This window comes from Teichococcus coralli, assembly GCF_009829925.1.
Classification (GTDB): Bacteria; Pseudomonadota; Alphaproteobacteria; order Acetobacterales; family Acetobacteraceae; genus Pseudoroseomonas; species Pseudoroseomonas coralli.
In genome coordinates, this window is the sequence record NZ_SNVJ01000005.1 from 101020 (window position 1) to 117753 (window position 16734).

Sequence of the window (16734 nt, forward strand, 5' to 3'; positions counted from 1 at the left end):
CGCATGTATGTCGGTGCTGTCTTCTTTCCGCTGCTTGGCGCCTGCATCTCCGGCTTTTTCGGCCGGTGGATCGGCGACAAGGCGGCGCAGTGGGCCACGGTGGTCTGCATGGCGCTGGCCGCGGTCTGCGGCCTCTATGGCTTCGTCCAGGTCGGGCTGAACCACACGCCGGGCGTGGTCGAGATCGTCAAGTGGATCGATGTCGGCGGGCTGCAGGTCTCCTGGGCGCTCCGCTACGACACGCTCGCGGCAATGATGGTGGGCATGGTCACGCTGATCTCGACCATGATCCACCTCTACAGCGTGGGCTACATGTCGCATGACGAGACGCCCCCGCGCTTCTTCGCGTACCTGTCGCTGTTCACCTTCATGATGCTGATGCTGGTGACGGCCAACAACCTGGTCCAGCTGTTCTTCGGCTGGGAGGGCGTTGGCCTCGCGAGCTACCTGCTGATCGGCTACTGGTACGAGCGCGAGAGCGCCAACCGCGCCGCGATGAAGGCCTTCATCGTCAACCGCGTAGGCGACCTCTTCTTCATGCTCGGCATGGCGCTGACCTTCTGGACCTTCGGCACCGTCGAGTTCGACGGCATCTTTCAGGGCGTCGAGGCGGCCCGGCAGACCACCTTCGCCGGCTATCCGGTGCTGGAGCTGATCGGCCTGCTCCTGTTCCTGGGCGCCATGGGCAAGTCGGCGCAGATCGGCCTGCACACCTGGCTGCCGGACGCGATGGAGGGCCCGACGCCGGTCTCCGCGCTGATCCATGCCGCGACCATGGTGACGGCGGGCGTCTTCCTGATGGCGCGCATGTCGCCGCTGATGGAATACGCCCCGAACGTGCTGGGCTTTGTCGCCGTGATCGGCGGCACCACGGCGCTCTTCGCCGCCAGCGTCGGCATGGTGCAGAACGACATCAAGCGGGTCATCGCCTACTCGACCTGTTCGCAGCTCGGCTACATGTTCTTCGCCATCGGCGTCGGTGCCTACCAGGCGGCGGTGTTCCACCTGTTCACGCACGCCTTCTTCAAGGCGCTGCTGTTCCTGGGCGCCGGTTCGGTCATCCATGCCATGTCGGACGAGCAGGATATCCGCCGGATGGGCGGGATCTGGAAAAAGATCCCTTTCACCTACGCGATGTTCTGGATCGGCTCCCTGGCGCTCGCCGGCGTGCCGCTCTTCGCGGGCTACTACTCGAAGGACATGATCCTGGAGGCCGCCTTCGCCGGCGAGGGCTGGACCGCCACCTATGCCTTCATTTGCGGCATCGCCGCCGCCTTCCTGACGGCCTTCTACTCCTGGCGCCTGATCATCCTGACCTTCCATGGCGCACCCCGCGCGGACCATCATACGATGGAGCACGTGCATGAGAGCCCCTGGGTCATGCTGCTGCCGCTCTTCGTGCTGGCGGTCGGCGCGGTGTTCACCGGCGGCGTGTTCCACGAGATGTTCGTCGGCCACCACTGGGAGGAATTCTGGAACGGCTCGATCGTCAACGCCCCGCATAACCACGTGATGCACGAGGCGCATGAGGTGCCCTCCTGGGTGCCGCTGCTGCCGACGGTTGTGGGCGTGATCGGCATCATCCTGGCCTATGCGCTCTACATGTTCGCCCCTTCCATGCCGGCGCGGATCGCCGCCGCGGTCCCGGGCCTGTACCGCTTCCTGCTCAACAAGTGGTACTTCGATGAGCTGTATGACCGGATCTTCGTCCGCCCGGCGCGCGCCCTTGCCGTGCAGCTCTGGAAAGTGGGCGACGTGAAGATCATCGACGGCATGCCGAACGGTGCCGCCAGCCTGACCGCCCAAGCTTCCGGCCGGGTGGTGCGCCTGCAGTCGGGCCGGGTGGCGAGCTACGCCTTCGCCATGATCATCGGCCTCGTTCTCTTCGTCAGCATCTTCCTGTTCGGGGTCGGCCGATGAACGCCGCGGGTTTCCCTCTGCTCTCGCTGCTCACTTTCCTGCCGCTGGTGGGCGCGGGCATCCTTCTGTTCATCCGGGGGGAGGAGGCGGTCGTCGCCTCCAACGCCCGCTGGACGGCCCTCTGGACCAGCCTGATCACCTTCGCCCTGTCGCTGATCCTCTGGTTCCAGTTCGACAAGACGACGGCCGAGTTCCAGTTCGTCGAGCAGATCAACTGGATGCCGGAGTTCGGCCTCGGCTACCACATGGGCGTGGACGGCATTTCCGTGCTGTTCGTGCTGCTCTCCACGGCGCTGACGCCGCTCTGCATCCTGGCCTCCTGGGAGGCCATCGAGAGCCGCGTGCGTGAGTACATGGTCGCCTTCCTCGTCCTGGAGACGATGATGGTCGGCATGTTCAGCGCGCTGGACATCGTGCTGTTCTATATCTTCTTCGAAGGCGTCCTGATCCCGATGTTCCTGATCATCGGCGTCTGGGGCGGCCCGCGGCGCGTCTATGCCGCCTACAAGCTGTTCCTCTACACCCTGCTCGGCTCGCTGCTGATGCTGCTGGCGCTGCTGGCGCTGTGGTACGAGGCCGGCACCTCCTCCATCCCCGCGATCTTTCAGTTGCAGATCCCGGCCTCCGTGCAGGTCTGGATGTTCCTGGCCTTCCTCGCCTCCTTCGCGGTGAAGGTGCCGATGTGGCCGGTGCATACCTGGCTGCCGGACGCGCATGTGGAGGCGCCGACCGCCGGCTCCGTCATCCTGGCGGGCGTGCTGCTGAAGATGGGCGCCTACGGCTTCCTGCGCTTCTCCCTGCCGCTGCTGCCGCAGGCGACCGAGTGGTTCGCCCCGCTGATCTTCACGCTCTCCGTGGTGGCCGTCGTCTACACTTCCCTGGTGGCGATGGCGCAGGAGGACATGAAGAAGCTGATCGCCTACTCCTCGGTCGCCCATATGGGCATCGTGACCATGGGCATCTTCACCCTCAACCAGCAGGGCATCTCGGGCGCCATCTTCCAGATGCTGAGCCACGGCGTGGTCTCCGGCGCGCTCTTCCTTTGCGTCGGCGTGCTCTATGACCGCGTGCACTCGCGCGAGATCGCGCGCTACGGCGGCGTGGCGAAGATCATGCCGTCCTATGCGATGGTCTTCATGCTGTTCACCATGGCCTCGGTCGCGCTGCCCGGCACCGCCGGCTTCCCCGGCGAGTTCCTGGTCATCGTCGGTGCCTGGCAGGTCAACCCCTGGGTCGCCTTCGGCGGCGCGCTGGGCATGATCCTGGGCGCGGCCTATATGCTGTGGCTCTATCGCCGCGTGATCTTCAGCCGCATCACCCGCGAGGACCTGAAGGCCCTGCTGGACCTCAGCCCGCGCGAGTACATCACGTTCGCGCCGCTCATCCTGCTGACCTTGTGGATGGGCGTCTATCCGTCTTCCTTCCTCTCCTTCTTCGAGGCCAGTGTCGCGGCGCTGGTCACGCGGCATGAAGCCGCGATGGCCCTGCCGCGCTTGGCCGGGATGTGACCGGCATGAACTGGACCCTCATCCTCCCCGAGCTCGTGCTGGCGCTCGGCGGCCTGGTCATCCTGGCCGCCGGCGTGCTGCCGAAGCGGGATCCTGCCTTCGCCGTCAACATGGCGGTCTTCGGCACGCTGCTGCTGACCGCCGTGCTCGTCCTCGGCCAGCCCGAGGGCGTCGCCTTCAACGGCCAGTACGTCGCCGACGCCTTCACCAAGTTCATGAAGCTGCTGGTGCTGGCTGGCGCCGCGCTCGGCCTGCTGCTGGCGATGGACTGGAACGCCAAGGAGGGGCTTGGCCGCTTCGAGTTCCCGGTGCTGCTGTTGTTCAGCAGCCTCGGCATGCTCGTCATGGTTTCGGCCAATGACCTGATCACGCTTTACCTGGGCCTGGAGCTGCTTTCGCTCTCCCTGTATGTGATCGCCGCCTTCAACCGCGACAGCGAGCGCTCCTCCGAAGCCGGCCTCAAGTATTTCGTGCTGGGCGCGCTGGCCTCGGGCATGCTGCTCTATGGCTCCAGCCTGATCTACGGCTTCACCGGCTCCACCAATTTCGACCGCATCGCCGATGCGGTGGGCGCCACGGTGGGCATGCCCTTCGGCCTGGTGGTCGGGCTGGTCTTCGTGCTGGCGGCGCTGGCCTTCAAGATCTCGGCCGTGCCCTTCCACATGTGGACGCCCGACGTCTATGAGGGCGCGCCGACGCCAGTGACCGCCTTCTTCGCCACGGCGCCGAAGGTGGCCGCCATCGCCCTCCTGACCCGCGTCGCCGCCGGCCCCTTCGGGGAACTGGCGGCCCAGTGGCAGCAGGTGCTGATCCTGGCCTCGCTGGGCTCGATGATCCTGGGCGCGCTGGGGGCCATCGGTCAGCGCAACATCAAGCGGCTGATGGCCTATTCCTCCATCGGCCATGTCGGCTATGCGCTGATCGGCCTGGCGGTGGCCAGCGAGATCGGCATCAGCAGCCTGCTGCTCTACATGGCGATCTACGTCTTCACCAGCGTGGGCACCTTCGCCGTGCTGATCGCCATGCGGCGCAACGGGCGGGCGCTGGAGGGCGTCGAGGACCTGGCCGGCCTTGGCCGCACCGATCCTGCCATGGCGCTGGGCATGACGGTGTTCATGCTCTCCATGGCGGGCATCCCGCCGCTGGCCGGCTTCTTCGGCAAGCTCTACGTCTTCCTGGCGGCGGTGCAGGGCGGATACTGGACCCTGGCGGTGGTGGGCGTGCTCACCTCCGCCATCTCCGCCTACTACTACCTGCGCGTCATCAAGGTGATGTACTTCGACGCCGGCACCGCGCTCGATCCGCGCCCCGCGAGCCTCTCCTTCGTGCTGGCCGGCACCGGGCTCTTCACCGTCTTCTTCTTCGTCTTCCCCGCGCCCTTCCTGGCGGCGGCGCAGGCGGCGGTCGCGGCCCTGCTGGGGTGACAGGCGGCGTGGCCGCGTGGCGCCTGACCATCCATGCGGAACTGGCCAGCACGCAGGATGCCGTGCTGGCCGCCGCAGCCGCGGGCGAGCCGGAGGGGCTCGCGGTTCTGGCCCGGCGGCAAACCGCCGGGCGCGGCACCCAGGGGCGGCCCTGGCATTCCAGCTCCGGCAACCTGCATCTCTCCTTGCTCTGGCGGCCACCGGGTCCGGCGCGCGAACTGCCGCAATGGGCGCTGCTTGTCGCCGTGGCCCTGGCCGAAACGGTCGCGTCCTTGCTGCCTCCGGAAGCGTCACTTGCCCTGAAATGGCCGAACGACCTTCTGCTGAACGGGGCCAAGTGCGCGGGAATCCTGACGCAGGCCGCGCCTGACGAACGTGGCGGGATTGCCTGGATCGTCGCGGGCATCGGGGTCAACCTGCGCGAGGCACCTTCCTTGCCGGACCGGCCCACGGCCAGCCTGGCAGGCGGCGGAATCGTTCCGCCCGGTCCGGTGGCCTTCGCCGAAGCCCTCCTTGCCTCCCTCGATCGTTGGCGCGAGGCGCAGCAGGCCGGCGGCTTCACACCCGTGCGGGAGGCCTGGATGCGGCACGGGCCGTCACCCGGCTCCGCGCTGCTGCTGAAGCAGCCGCACGGCCTGGTCAGCGGACGGTACGCCGGCCTGGCCGAGGACGGCCGCCTCCAGCTTCGCGTGGGCAACGAGCTCCTTGCCTTCGCTGCTGGCGAACTGGTCTCCGCGCCCCTCGCGAGCGGCGAACCGCGGCCGATCGGGAGGTAGCATCGCCCGGCAAGGCGCCGAAAGCGCGGCCGGCAAGCCTGGCGGCACACAGCGGGAGCGTCCACCGGTCCGCATCCGCATCGCCGGCTGAAGGCCTGGCCATTGCGGCCGCCCGGCTCGCCGCCCATGCTCTCCGGGAGAAGCTGGAGCAGCACCTTGTCCGCAATCCGTGATCGGTGGTGTGACTGTTCCGGCGCTGCAATCGGACGTTGTCTGGGGTTATGTGACGGTGTGGAAGGACGCAGTGCACCTCATCCCGGCCGCCAAGCCGTCGTACTCTCGCGGGCAGGCCAGCCCGACGGGACTGCGGCCTCGGTGATCAGGCCAATGGAGGCCGTGAGGTTGGCGAATGGCAGGTGCGCTCCCATTTTCCACATGACCGATTTGCCTGACGCGTCCTGGCCCCGGAAGGGCCACGGGCATGACGAGGGCCACGATATCTGCCCTGGCAAGGGCATGACTGCATGGACACCATCACTGGCGAGAGTAGATGAACCTGAACGATAACGGAGACTTGGCCTTCATTCCGCTGGGCGGAACGGGGGAAATCGGCTGCAACCTCAATGTTTATCGCTGCGATGGGCATCTTTTGGCCATCGACTGCGGCATCGGCTTCGGCGGCGCCGAACAGCCGGAGGCCGAGGTCATGGTGCCCGACCCCAGCTGGCTGGCCGAGCGCCGGGACAAGCTCCTGGGCCTCGTGATCACCCATGCGCATGAGGACCATGTCGGCGCCGTCGCGCCGCTTTGGCCGCAACTGCGCTGCCCGATCTACGCCAGCCCGTTCACCGCCGCGGTGTTGCGGCGCAAGCTTGGCGAGGCCGGCCTGCTCCACCAGGTCGAGCTGGTCACGGTTCCTCTCGGTGGAGAGGTGGAGCTGGGACCGTTCCGCCTTCGCTTCATTCGCGTCACCCACTCGGTGCCGGAGCCGCAGTCGATCGCCATTCGCACGCCTCACGGCACGGTGCTGCACACCGGCGACTGGAAGCTGGACCCCGAGCCCCTGATCGGGCAACCGGCCGATGAGGAGGCTTTCGCGGCGCTTGGCCGCGAGGGCGTGCTTGCCATGGTCTGCGACAGCACGAATGCGCTGGTTGAAGGCCATTCCGGCTCGGAGGCGGAAGTCCGCCGCAGCATGACGGCCTTGATCCGCAAGCTGAAGGGGCGCGTGGCCGTCACCTGCTTCGCGACCAATGTCGCCCGCATGGAGTCCGTCGCGCTGGCCGCCCATGCCGCCGGCCGGCAGGTCGCGCTGTTCGGCCGCAGCCTGCGGAATGCCGAGGCGGCGGCACGGGAGTGCGGCTATCTCCAGAATCTTCCGCCCTTTCTTCAGGAGGAGGATGCCGACGACATACCGGACGACCAGCTGCTGATCCTTTGCACGGGCAGCCAGGGCGAGCCGCGCTCCGCCATGGCGAAGATCGCGGCCGATACGCATCCCCGCATCTCCCTTGGGGAGGGCGATACGGTGATCTTCTCCTCCCGCATGATCCCCGGCAACGAGCGCGCCATCCTGCGCATGCAGGACGACCTGGCGCGTGGCGGCTGCAAGGTCATGACCGCCGACGACCACATGGTGCATGTCTCCGGCCACCCGGCGCGGGATGAGCTGCGGCGCCTCTATTCCCTGGTGAAGCCGCGCTTTTCCGTGCCGGTGCATGGCGAATGGCGCCACCTGCAGGAGCACGCCGCCCTGGCCCGGGAAATGGGCGCCACCCCCGTGCTGGTCGAGGATGGGGACGTGCTGCAGCTCGCTCCACGCGCGGGCAACGCGGCGCCGGAGGTGGTGGAGGGCGTGCCCACCGGCCAGCTGGCGCTGGATGGCGAGCGCCTGCTGCCGCTCGATGGCGGCGTGCTCGGCGCCCGGCGGCGGATGCTGTTCAACGGCGTGGTCATGGCCTCGCTGGCGGTGGATCGCAGCGGCCGGGTGCTGGGCAGCCCGCAGATTTCCGCGCCCGGCCTCTTCGACATGGCGGACATGGAGCCCGGCCAGCTCGCCGACGAGCTGGCGCGTGCGGTGACCGACCTGCCATCGGCGCTGAAGCAGGAGGACGACATGCTGCGCGACGCGGCCCGCACGGTGCTGCGCAAGGCGGTCAGCCGGCGCCTCCGGAAGCGACCCAGCGTGGAGATCCACCTGCTCCGCGTGTGAGGAGGGGGAGGCGGCGGCCCTCCCCGCCGCACTTTCTCAGGTAAGGCGGGGCTGCAGCCTCGCCGACCGCGGCGGCGGCAGACGCCGGGCCAGCCGGTGCGCCGGCCGTTCAACCAGGCCATGCATGGCGGCGGCGGCGGGAAGAGCCATCACCGTCGCCATCATTGCCACCACGGCGGGCGCCGTCTGGCCGTGCAGAAGGTGGGTCAGCAGCAGCAGCACCGGCAGGTGCACCAGGTAGAGGCTGAAGGAGACCTTTCCCAGCCAGAGCAGCGAACGCCGCCGCAGGCTCCTGGCGAAGCGGCCGCCCCGCAGGGCAAGCAGGATCAACAGCACCGAGCCGGCGATGACGCCATAGTCATGCGCGGCCATGGCCATGACGACCACCACCACGGCCGCCGCAAGCGCCTGCGTCTCGTCCAGGCGTGGTACGGGCCGCAGGGCGAGCGCCGCGCCGGCGGCGAAGGCCGGCAGGAAGCCGGCACTGGCGGCGAGAGTGCCGAGCAGGCTATCGCCGAGCGAGACGTGCCCCTCCGGCATACCGGCCAGCCGCGCCACCCCGGCGCCCACCAGCGCCACCGCCAGCAGCAGCGCCAGCCGGTCGCGAAACAGCAGCGCAAGCGGCAGCAGCAGCGCGATGCGCCACTCATGGACCAGCGACCAGAGCACCGGATCGAGCTGAAAGCCGTCGCCATGCTCCAGCAGAAGGGCCTGCGCGGCGAGATCGCGCCAGGTCCAGGGCGCCGCCCAGGCAGCGCCGCCCGTGATGTGCGGTGTCTCCGGCGGCAGCGGGCCGGACCAGCTCAGCGACTGCAGGGCTGCGGAAAGCGCCACCGCGGCCAGCACCGGCAGCCCGAGGCGGATGGCGCGCTGCGCCCCGTAATGTGCCCAGCCGCCGCCGCTCAGCACACTGCCGGGTTGCCGCTGCTCCTGCCGCGCCAGTGCGCGGGTCAGGACATAGCCGCTCAGCACAAAGAAGAAGATCACGGCCTGCCGACCCATGCCGATGGGCCGGAGAGGCGTGTCGTTCACGGTCCAGGCCACCCAGCCCGGAACCTCTGGCAGGCTGAGATAGGCGTGGTGCACGACGACGATGAGAGCCGCGATGCCGCGCAACGAGTCGAGCTCGACAAGGCGGGATGAGGAATCTGCTTTCATGGGCTCCCGGCTGCGAACAGGTTCCGGCGCTGCGGCCCGGGAACCGGTGGGAGCACGGCTCGTGAACTGGTGCCGCGCAGAGGAGAACAACGCCGCTGCGCCTGGAGCGCCCGGCAGGCCCGTTGCGAACCATCTTTCTGTGGCAGGGTTGCGGCGGGAGCTTCACGCTGTGGCGAGGAGCGGAAGGCTGGTCTGGCCGGGTACGAGAGCCTATCTCCCGCATCCGAGGGCATAAGAGGGGCGCGCAGTGAACTGGTTTACCGGCTTCGTCGTGTATTTCCTGGTGTGGTGGACCGTCCTGTTCGCGGTGCTGCCGGTCGGCATCCGGCCCGATCCGGATGGACAGGCGCCCGGCAACTGGCGCGGCGCCCCGGAAGCACCGGGAATTGGCCGCAAGGCTCTCTGGACAACCGTGGTGGCGACGGTTGTCTTTCTCGGCATCTACTCCCTCATCACCAGTGACTGGCTGAGCTTCCGTCATGGATGGCTTGCTATGCCCATTGATTAGGCGAAATGCTGAGGTTTTCCTCTGATTTGAACTATTTTTAGGCTTATCGGATCTATGCGCCCAATTTTTCGGCTCTTTCCGGAAGATTTTGTGTTGCGGCGCAGCGAAGATCAGCGCACCTTCGGTTTCAGGAAGAGAGCTGGTTCTCTTCCTGCCGTGTGACTGGCGTTTCCTCCCTAAACTCGGGCCGCACCTTTCAGGTGTGGCCCTTTCTTTTTGCCGAGCCGAAGCATCCTTTTCCCAGGCGCTGAGATCTTCCTGTGTTCAGGCTTGCTGGCCACGTCGATAAGGCTGACGCCCGCGCGTCCTGGAAAAAGCATGATCGCGGCACGGCATTCGCGCCGGGGAACGCCTCGCGGCCCCTGGCATCCTGAGGCCAGCGCCCTTACCTTCGCGCACCGCTGACCGGACGGAGCTGACCCGTGCGCCTCTCCCGCGCCTTCCTGCCCACCCTGAAAGAAGTTCCTGCCGAGGCGGCCATTGCCTCGCACAAGCTGATGCTGCGCGCCGGGATGATCCGGCAGACCTCCGCCGGCATCTATGCCTGGCTGCCGCTCGGACTGCGCGTGCTGCAGAAGGTCAGCCAGATCGTCCGGGAGGAGCAGGACGCCGCCGGCGCCCAGGAAATCCTGATGCCGACGATCCAGAGCGCCGATCTCTGGAAGCAGTCCGGCCGCTACGACGACTACGGCAAGGAGATGCTGCGCATCACCGACCGGCACGAGCGGGAGATGCTCTACGGCCCGACCAACGAGGAAATGGTGACGGACATCTTCAAGTCCTTCGCCCGTTCCTACCGGGACCTGCCGCGCAACCTCTACCACATCCAGTGGAAGTTCCGGGACGAGATCCGGCCTCGCTTCGGCGTCATGCGCGGCCGCGAGTTCCTGATGAAGGATGCCTACTCCTTCGACCTGGACGTCGAGTCCGCGCGCCTTTCCTACAAGAAGATGTTCGTGGCCTATCTCCGCACCTTCGCGCGGATGGGGCTTAAGGCCATTCCGATGCGTGCCGACACGGGCCCCATCGGCGGCGACCTCAGCCACGAGTTCATCATCCTGGCGGAGACCGGCGAGAGCCAGGTCTACCTGCACAGGGACCTGCTGGACTTCGACGTGCTGGCGCAGAAGCCCGACTATGACGGCGACCTGAGCCCCACGGTGGACTTCTGGACCAGCCGCTACGCCGCCACCGACGAGATGCATGACGAGGCCGCCTGGAACGCCATCGGCGCGGAGAGCCAGGTCTCGGCGCGTGGCATCGAGGTCGGCCACATCTTTTTCTTCGGCACTAAGTACAGCGCCAGCATGGGCCTCTCGGTCGCCGGACCGGACGGCAACCCCGTCACGCCCCAGATGGGCAGCTACGGCATCGGCGTCTCGCGCCTGCTTGGCGCCATCATCGAGGCCAACCACGACGAGGCCGGCATCAAGTGGCCGGACGCGGTGGCGCCCTTCCGCTGCGCCATCCTCAACCTGAAGCCGGGCGACCTCGCCACCGATGCGCTCTGTGAGCGGCTCTACAGCTCCCTCGGCGGCGAAGCTGTCTATGACGACCGCAACGAGCGCGCCGGCGTGAAGTTCGCCGATGCCGACCTGGCGGGCTATCCCTGGCAGGCCATCATCGGCCCGCGCGGCGCCGCCCGGGAGGTCATCGAGCTGAAGCGCCGCGCCACCGGCGAGCGGGAGGAGGTATCCCTCGAAGCCGTCCTGTCGCGCATCCTGGGGAACTGACCGCCTGATGTTCGGAGCCTTCGAGCGAAAGGTCGCGTTCCGTTACCTGCGGGCGCGCAAGGGGGAGCGCTTTGTCTCCGTCATCGCCACCTTCTCGCTCGTGGGCATCGCCCTCGGGGTGGCCACGCTGATCATCGTGATGAGCGTGATGGGCGGCTTCCGGCAGGAGCTGCTCGGCCGCATCCTTGGGCTGAACGGCCATCTCGGCGTCTATGCCGCGAGCCAGGGCGGGCTGAACACCTACGACGACATCGCCGCGCGCGTGCGGAAGCTCCCCGGCGTCGCCATGGCCACGCCCATCGTGGAAGGACAGGTACTGCTGACCAGCGAGGCCGGCGGCGCCACCGGCGGCCTCGCGCGCGGCATCAAGCCGGAGGACCTGCGCGCCCGGCCCATCCTCGCCAACAACATCCGCGCCGGCTCGCTCGACGACTTCAGGGGCGACGACGCCATCATGGTCGGCACGCGCCTCGCGCAGAAGCTTGGCTTGAACATCGGCAGCAAGGTGACGCTGGTTTCGCCACAGGGCCGTACCACCGTCATCGGCACCGTGCCGCGGATGCGCGCCTATACCGTCGTCGCCATGTTCGAGGCGGGAATGAACGAGTATGACAGCTCCTACGTCTTCCTGCCGCTGCAGGCCGCGCAGGTCTATTTCCAGATGCGCGACGCCGCCTCGCAGATCGAGGTCTTCGTGCAGGACCCCGACAACGTCCGGAAGGTGACGCAGGAGATCATCCAGGCCCTCTCGCCCATGCCCTTCCGGGTGCTGGACTGGCAGGCTTCCAACAGTTCCTTCTTCGCCGCCGTGCAGGTGGAGCGGAACGTGATGTTCCTGATCCTCACCCTGATCATCGTGGTGGCGGCCTTCAACATCATCTCCTCGCTGATCATGCTGGTGAAGGACAAGGGGCGGGACATCGCCATCCTCCGCACCATGGGCGCCACGCGCGGCGCGGTGATGCGGATCTTCCTGATCTGCGGCACCTCCATCGGCGTGCTCGGCACCGGCATCGGCTTCCTCCTCGGCATGGTGTTCTGCCTGAACATCGAGCGCATCCGCGAGGCGCTGCAGGCGCTCACCGGCACCCAGCTCTTCAGCCCGGAGGTCTATTTCCTCACCCAGCTTCCGGCCGTGCTGGACGCGCATGAGGTGACCCAGGTGGTGCTGATGGGCCTCGGCCTCTCCATCCTGGCCACGCTTTATCCCTCCTGGCGCGCTGCCCGGACCGACCCGGTGGAGGCCCTGCGCAATGAGTGAGGCGCCAAGGCATGATTCCATGGGCACCGAGCGTCTGCGGCTCGCGGCCGTGGAGCGCCGCTACCGCAGCGAGGCGGGCGAGCTTCCCGTGCTGCGCGGCGCCGACCTGACGCTGAACGGCGGCGAGATCGTCGCCCTAGTGGCGCCCTCCGGCACCGGCAAGTCCACGCTGCTGCACCTCGCCGGGCTGCTGGAGCGGCCGGATGGCGGCGAGGTCTTCATCAACGGCCAGGCGGCGGGCAGCCTCGGTGACGAGGCCCGCAGCGCGCTCCGCGGCCGGGCCATCGGCTTCGTCTACCAGTTCCACCACCTGCTGCCCGAGTTCACCGCGCTCGAGAACGTGGTGCTGCCGCAGATGGCCAATGGCACGCCCGAGCGCACCGCCAATGCCCGCGCCCATGAGTTGCTGGCCGGCTTCGGGCTGGAGGGCCGGGAGGCGCACCGCCCCGGGCGGCTCTCCGGCGGCGAGCAGCAGCGCGTCGCCATCGCCCGCGCCCTGGCCAACCGCCCCGGGCTGCTCCTGGCCGACGAGCCGACCGGCAACCTCGACGTGGAAACCTCCGAGCGGGTCTTCGCCCAGCTCCTGGAGGCGGTGCGCGGGGCAGGGGTGGCTGCGCTGATCGCCACCCACAACCCCGAGCTGGCCGCGCGGATGGACCGCGTGGTCACCCTGCGCGAGGGGCACATCGTGCCGGCCTGAACAGGTCCGGGGGGAGGAGGAGTTCTGCCTCCCCCGCGCCGCCTCGTCTTTTCCTGCAAGTCAGGTGACTCCGGCGCGAAGGCGCCGCCTGTGCTAGAACCGGTCTCATGACCGGAAGCTTCGTTCACCTGCACGTCCACTCCGCCTATTCCCTCGCCGAGGGAGCCATCAAGGCGGAAAAGGTGGCGGACCTGGCCAAGGCCAACGGCATGCCCGCCGTGGCCCTGACCGACACGGCCAACATGTTCGGCGCCCTGGAATTCGCCAAGGCTTGCTCGGGCAAGGGCGTGCAGCCGATCATGGGCTGTCAGCTCTGGCTCTCCCGCGCCGCCGCCGACCCGCGCCCCGAGGTCGCCCGCCTCGCGCCCGATTGCGTCGTCGCCCTGGCCACCAACGCGCAGGGGCTGGAGAACGTCCAGCGCCTTTCCTCGCATGGCTTCCTGCGCGACGATCCCTCCGGCAAGCCCGCCATCACCCTGGACCTGCTCCGGCAGCACGCCCAAGGCGTGTTCCTGCTGACCGGCGGCACTTGCGGCCCGCTCGGCCGCCTGCTGTTGGAAGGCCGCCGCGATGCCGCCGCTACCCTGCTGGACGCACTCAAGGAAAGCTTTGGTGACCGGCTGGCGGTGGAGCTGACCCGCCATGGGCTTGATATCGAGCGCGGGTTGGACCCGGCGCTGCTCGCACTCGCCGACCAGGCAAGCCTTCCCATCGTGGCCGCCAACGACGTTTACTTCGCCAAATCGGAGATGTACGAGGCGCATGACGCGCTGCTCTGCATCGCCGAGGGCCGTACCCTCGCCGAGCCGGACCGCCGCCGCCTGACCGCCGAGCACTACTTCAAGTCGGCGGCGGCCATGCGCAAGCTCTTCGCCGACCTGCCCGAGGCCTGCGACAACACCCTCGCCATCGCCCGGCGCTGCGCCGTCATGGCCGAAACGCGCAAGCCCGAGCTGCCGATCTGCCCCAAGGTGCAGCCCGGCATGACAGAGGCCGAGACGGTGCGCGACATGGCCCGGCGCGGCCTGGAGGCGCGGCTCGACGCCCAAGGGACGCCGGATGGCACCACCGACCGCGAGCCCTACCGCTCGCGGCTGGAGTTCGAGCTGAGCATCATCGAGAAGATGGGCTTCTCCGGCTACTTCCTGATCGTCGCCGACTTCATTCAGTGGGCCAAGGAGCAGGGTATCCCGGTGGGGCCGGGCCGTGGCTCCGGCGCCGGCTCGGTGGCCGCCTGGGCGCTGCTCATCACCGACCTCGACCCGCTGCGCTTCGGCCTGCTCTTCGAGCGCTTCCTGAACCCCGAGCGCGTGTCGATGCCCGATTTCGACATCGACTTCTGCCAGGACCGGCGCGACGAGGTGATCCAGTACGTCCGCCGCGAATACGGGCCGGACCGGGTGGCGCAGATCATCACCTTCGGCCGGTTGCAGGCCAAGGCGGTGGTGCGCGACGTCGGCCGGGTCATGGGCATGCCCTATGGCCAGGTGAACAAGATCGCCGAGCTGATCCCCTTCAACCCGGCCAAGCCCATCACCCTGCAGCAGGCGCTCGACGAGGAGCCGCGCCTCAAGGAAATGCGGCGGGCCGACGAGACGGTGGACCGGCTGATGGAAACCGCCCTGGTGCTGGAGGGCCTCTACCGCAACGCCTCCACCCATGCGGCGGGCGTCGTCATCGGCCGCAAGCAGCTGATCGACACCGTCGCGCTCTACCGCGACCCCCGCTCCGACATGCTGGTGACGCAGTACTCGATGAAGTACGTCGAGAACGCCAGCCTGGTGAAGTTCGACTTCCTTGGCCTCAAGACGCTGACGGTGCTGCAACGCGCGGTGGAGATCCTGGCGGAGCAGGGCACCGTGATCGACCTCGCGCGCATCCCGCTGGATGACGCCCGCACCTATGAGATGCTGGCCCGCGGCGATTCCGCCGGCGTGTTCCAGTTTGAAGGGCAGGGGATGCGGGACTGCCTCCGCATGATGCGCCCCGACCGCTTCGAGGACCTGATCGCCGCCGTCTCGCTCTACCGCCCGGGCCCGATGGCGAACATCCCGGCCTATTGCGCCCGCAAGCATGGCGAGCCCTGGGAGCCGGTGCACCCGGCGATGCGGCACCTGGTCGAGGAGACATACGGCATCCTGGTCTACCAGGAGCAGGTCATGCAGATCAGCCAGGACGTCGCCGGCTACTCGCTGGGCGGGGCCGACCTGCTGCGCCGCGCCATGGGCAAGAAGATCCGTTCCGAGATGGAAGCGCAGCGCAAGATCTTCGTGGAAGGGGCGGTGAAGAACGGGGTGCCCGAGGGCAAGGCCGGCGAGATCTTCGACCTGATGGAGAAGTTCGCGGAATACGGCTTCAACAAGTCGCATGCCGCCGCCTATGCGCTGGTCGCCTACCAGACGGCCTACCTCAAGGCCAATCACCCCGTCGCCTTTCTCGCCGCCTCCATGACCTTCGACATGGACAAGACGGAGAAGCTGGCCAACCACATGCAGGAGGCGGCGCGCCTCGGCATCCCCGTGCTGCCGCCGGACGTGAACCGCTCTGCCGCCGATTTTCGCGTGGAGACGCGGGAGGAGGACGGCAAGGCTTGCATCCGCTTCGCGCTTGCCGCGGTGAAGCGCGTCGGCATGCAGGCGATGAAGGACATGGTGAAGGCGCGCGACGTCAAGGGGCCGTTCCGCTCGGTTGCCGACTTCGCCGGGCGCGTGGACCCCAAGCTGCTCAACAAGATGCAGCTGGAGAACCTGGCCCGTGCCGGCGCCTTCGACAGCATGGAGAAGAACCGGGCCAAGATGACCATGGCGGCCGAGGTCATCCTGCGCCGCGCCCAGGCCGCCGCCGAGGAGCGCACCTCCAGCCAGATCGGCCTGTTCGGCGGCGGCGATGCCAAGCCCGAGCCGTTGCGCATGCCCAACCTGCCGGACTGGCCCGAGCTGGAGCGCCTGACCCAGGAGGCGGAGGCGGTGGGCTTCCACCTCTCCGCCCATCCGCTCGACACCTACAAGGAGGTGCTGCAGAAGCTGCGCGTGGTGCCGATCGCCCAGTTGCAGGTGCGGGCGGAGCGGGGCGCCACGCATGTCAAGATCGCCGGCACGGTGGTGAACAGCAAGGAGCGCACCACCCGCACCGGCAGCCGCATGGCCTGGGTGCGCCTCTCGGACGCCACCGGCAGCACGGAGGTGACGCTGTTCTCCGAGGTGCTGTTGCGCTCCCGCCCCCTTCTGGCCGAGGGCTCCGCCGTTCTGGTCACCACCGAGGCGCGCATGGAGGGCGAGACCCTGCGCCTGACCGCGCAGGGAGTGGAGGCGCTGGACAAGGCCGCTTCGGGCGTCGGCCAGATGCTGCGCCTCTGGATCGAGGACGCGGCGGCGGTGGAGCCGATCCGGGACATGCTGAACCGGGAAGGGCCGGGAAAGGGGCGCGTGGTCCTCATTCCCCGCCTCGCCGCCGGCCAGGAGCTGGAGGTGGCGCTGCCTGGCGCCTGGAACGTATCGCCACGGCTGGCGCAGGCCATCAAGGTGGTGCCGGGAGTCTGCGAGGTGGCCACCGGCTGAGGCGTTCGCCTCCCGCTCCACGCGGGAAAGGCAGGGC

Annotated in this window: 11 protein-coding genes; 10 read left to right on the top strand and 1 reads right to left on the bottom strand. The window is 68.1% G+C overall.

The annotated features are described in order from the left end of the window. The first annotated feature begins 3 nt into the window (after positions 1-3). From nuoL to E0493_RS07585, 5 genes are all read left to right on the top strand, one after another. Positions 4-1920, top strand: a complete 1917-nt coding sequence (gene nuoL / locus E0493_RS07565) for an NADH-quinone oxidoreductase subunit L (protein ID WP_160936326.1) — start codon at positions 4-6, stop codon at positions 1918-1920. Further along, positions 1917-3428: an NADH-quinone oxidoreductase subunit M gene (locus E0493_RS07570; RefSeq protein WP_160936327.1), complete on the top strand. Its 1512-nt coding sequence runs from the start codon at positions 1917-1919 to the stop codon at positions 3426-3428. Before nuoL ends, E0493_RS07570 begins: the two co-directional genes overlap by 4 nt. Before the next feature lie 5 nt (positions 3429-3433). After that, a complete protein-coding gene (gene nuoN / locus E0493_RS07575; RefSeq protein ID WP_160936328.1) occupies positions 3434-4852 on the top strand; it encodes an NADH-quinone oxidoreductase subunit NuoN in 1419 nt (472 codons plus the stop codon). Positions 4853-4860: 8 nt separating this feature from the next. After that, positions 4861-5628: a biotin--[acetyl-CoA-carboxylase] ligase gene (locus E0493_RS07580; RefSeq protein ID WP_160936329.1), complete on the top strand. Its 768-nt coding sequence runs from the start codon at positions 4861-4863 to the stop codon at positions 5626-5628. Between the two features lie 490 nt (positions 5629-6118). Beyond that, the gene (locus tag E0493_RS07585) at positions 6119-7780 is read left to right on the top strand and encodes a ribonuclease J (RefSeq protein WP_202396980.1); all 1662 of its coding nucleotides are present in this window, start codon (positions 6119-6121) and stop codon (positions 7778-7780) included. A gap of 36 nt (positions 7781-7816) precedes the next feature. Here the strand turns inward: E0493_RS07585 and E0493_RS07590 are convergent, their stop codons facing one another. Then, complete coding sequence (locus E0493_RS07590; protein WP_160936330.1) at positions 7817-8938, bottom strand: acyltransferase family protein; 1122 nt, start codon at positions 8936-8938, stop codon at positions 7817-7819. A gap of 247 nt (positions 8939-9185) precedes the next feature. On the opposite strand from E0493_RS07590, the gene E0493_RS07595 reads away from it, so the two are divergent. The 5 genes from E0493_RS07595 (at position 9186) to dnaE (ending at position 16697) form a co-directional block, all read left to right on the top strand. After that, entirely contained in the window at positions 9186-9446 is a 261-nt protein-coding gene (locus tag E0493_RS07595; RefSeq protein ID WP_160936331.1) for a DUF1467 family protein, read from the top strand. Between the two features lie 422 nt (positions 9447-9868). After that, on the top strand, positions 9869-11179 hold the full coding sequence (gene proS, locus E0493_RS07600) for a proline--tRNA ligase (RefSeq protein WP_160936332.1): 1311 nt from the start codon (positions 9869-9871) through the stop codon (positions 11177-11179). Positions 11180-11186: 7 nt separating this feature from the next. Then, on the top strand, positions 11187-12440 hold the full coding sequence (locus tag E0493_RS07605) for a lipoprotein-releasing ABC transporter permease subunit (RefSeq protein WP_160936333.1): 1254 nt from the start codon (positions 11187-11189) through the stop codon (positions 12438-12440). A 19-nt stretch (positions 12441-12459) separates the two neighbouring features. Continuing rightward, on the top strand, positions 12460-13140 hold the full coding sequence (locus E0493_RS07610) for an ABC transporter ATP-binding protein (protein ID WP_235913642.1): 681 nt from the start codon (positions 12460-12462) through the stop codon (positions 13138-13140). A 107-nt stretch (positions 13141-13247) separates the two neighbouring features. After that, positions 13248-16697, top strand: coding sequence for a DNA polymerase III subunit alpha (gene dnaE / locus E0493_RS07615; protein ID WP_160936335.1), 3450 nt, complete (start codon positions 13248-13250; stop codon positions 16695-16697). Positions 16698-16734: the final 37 nt, after the last annotated feature.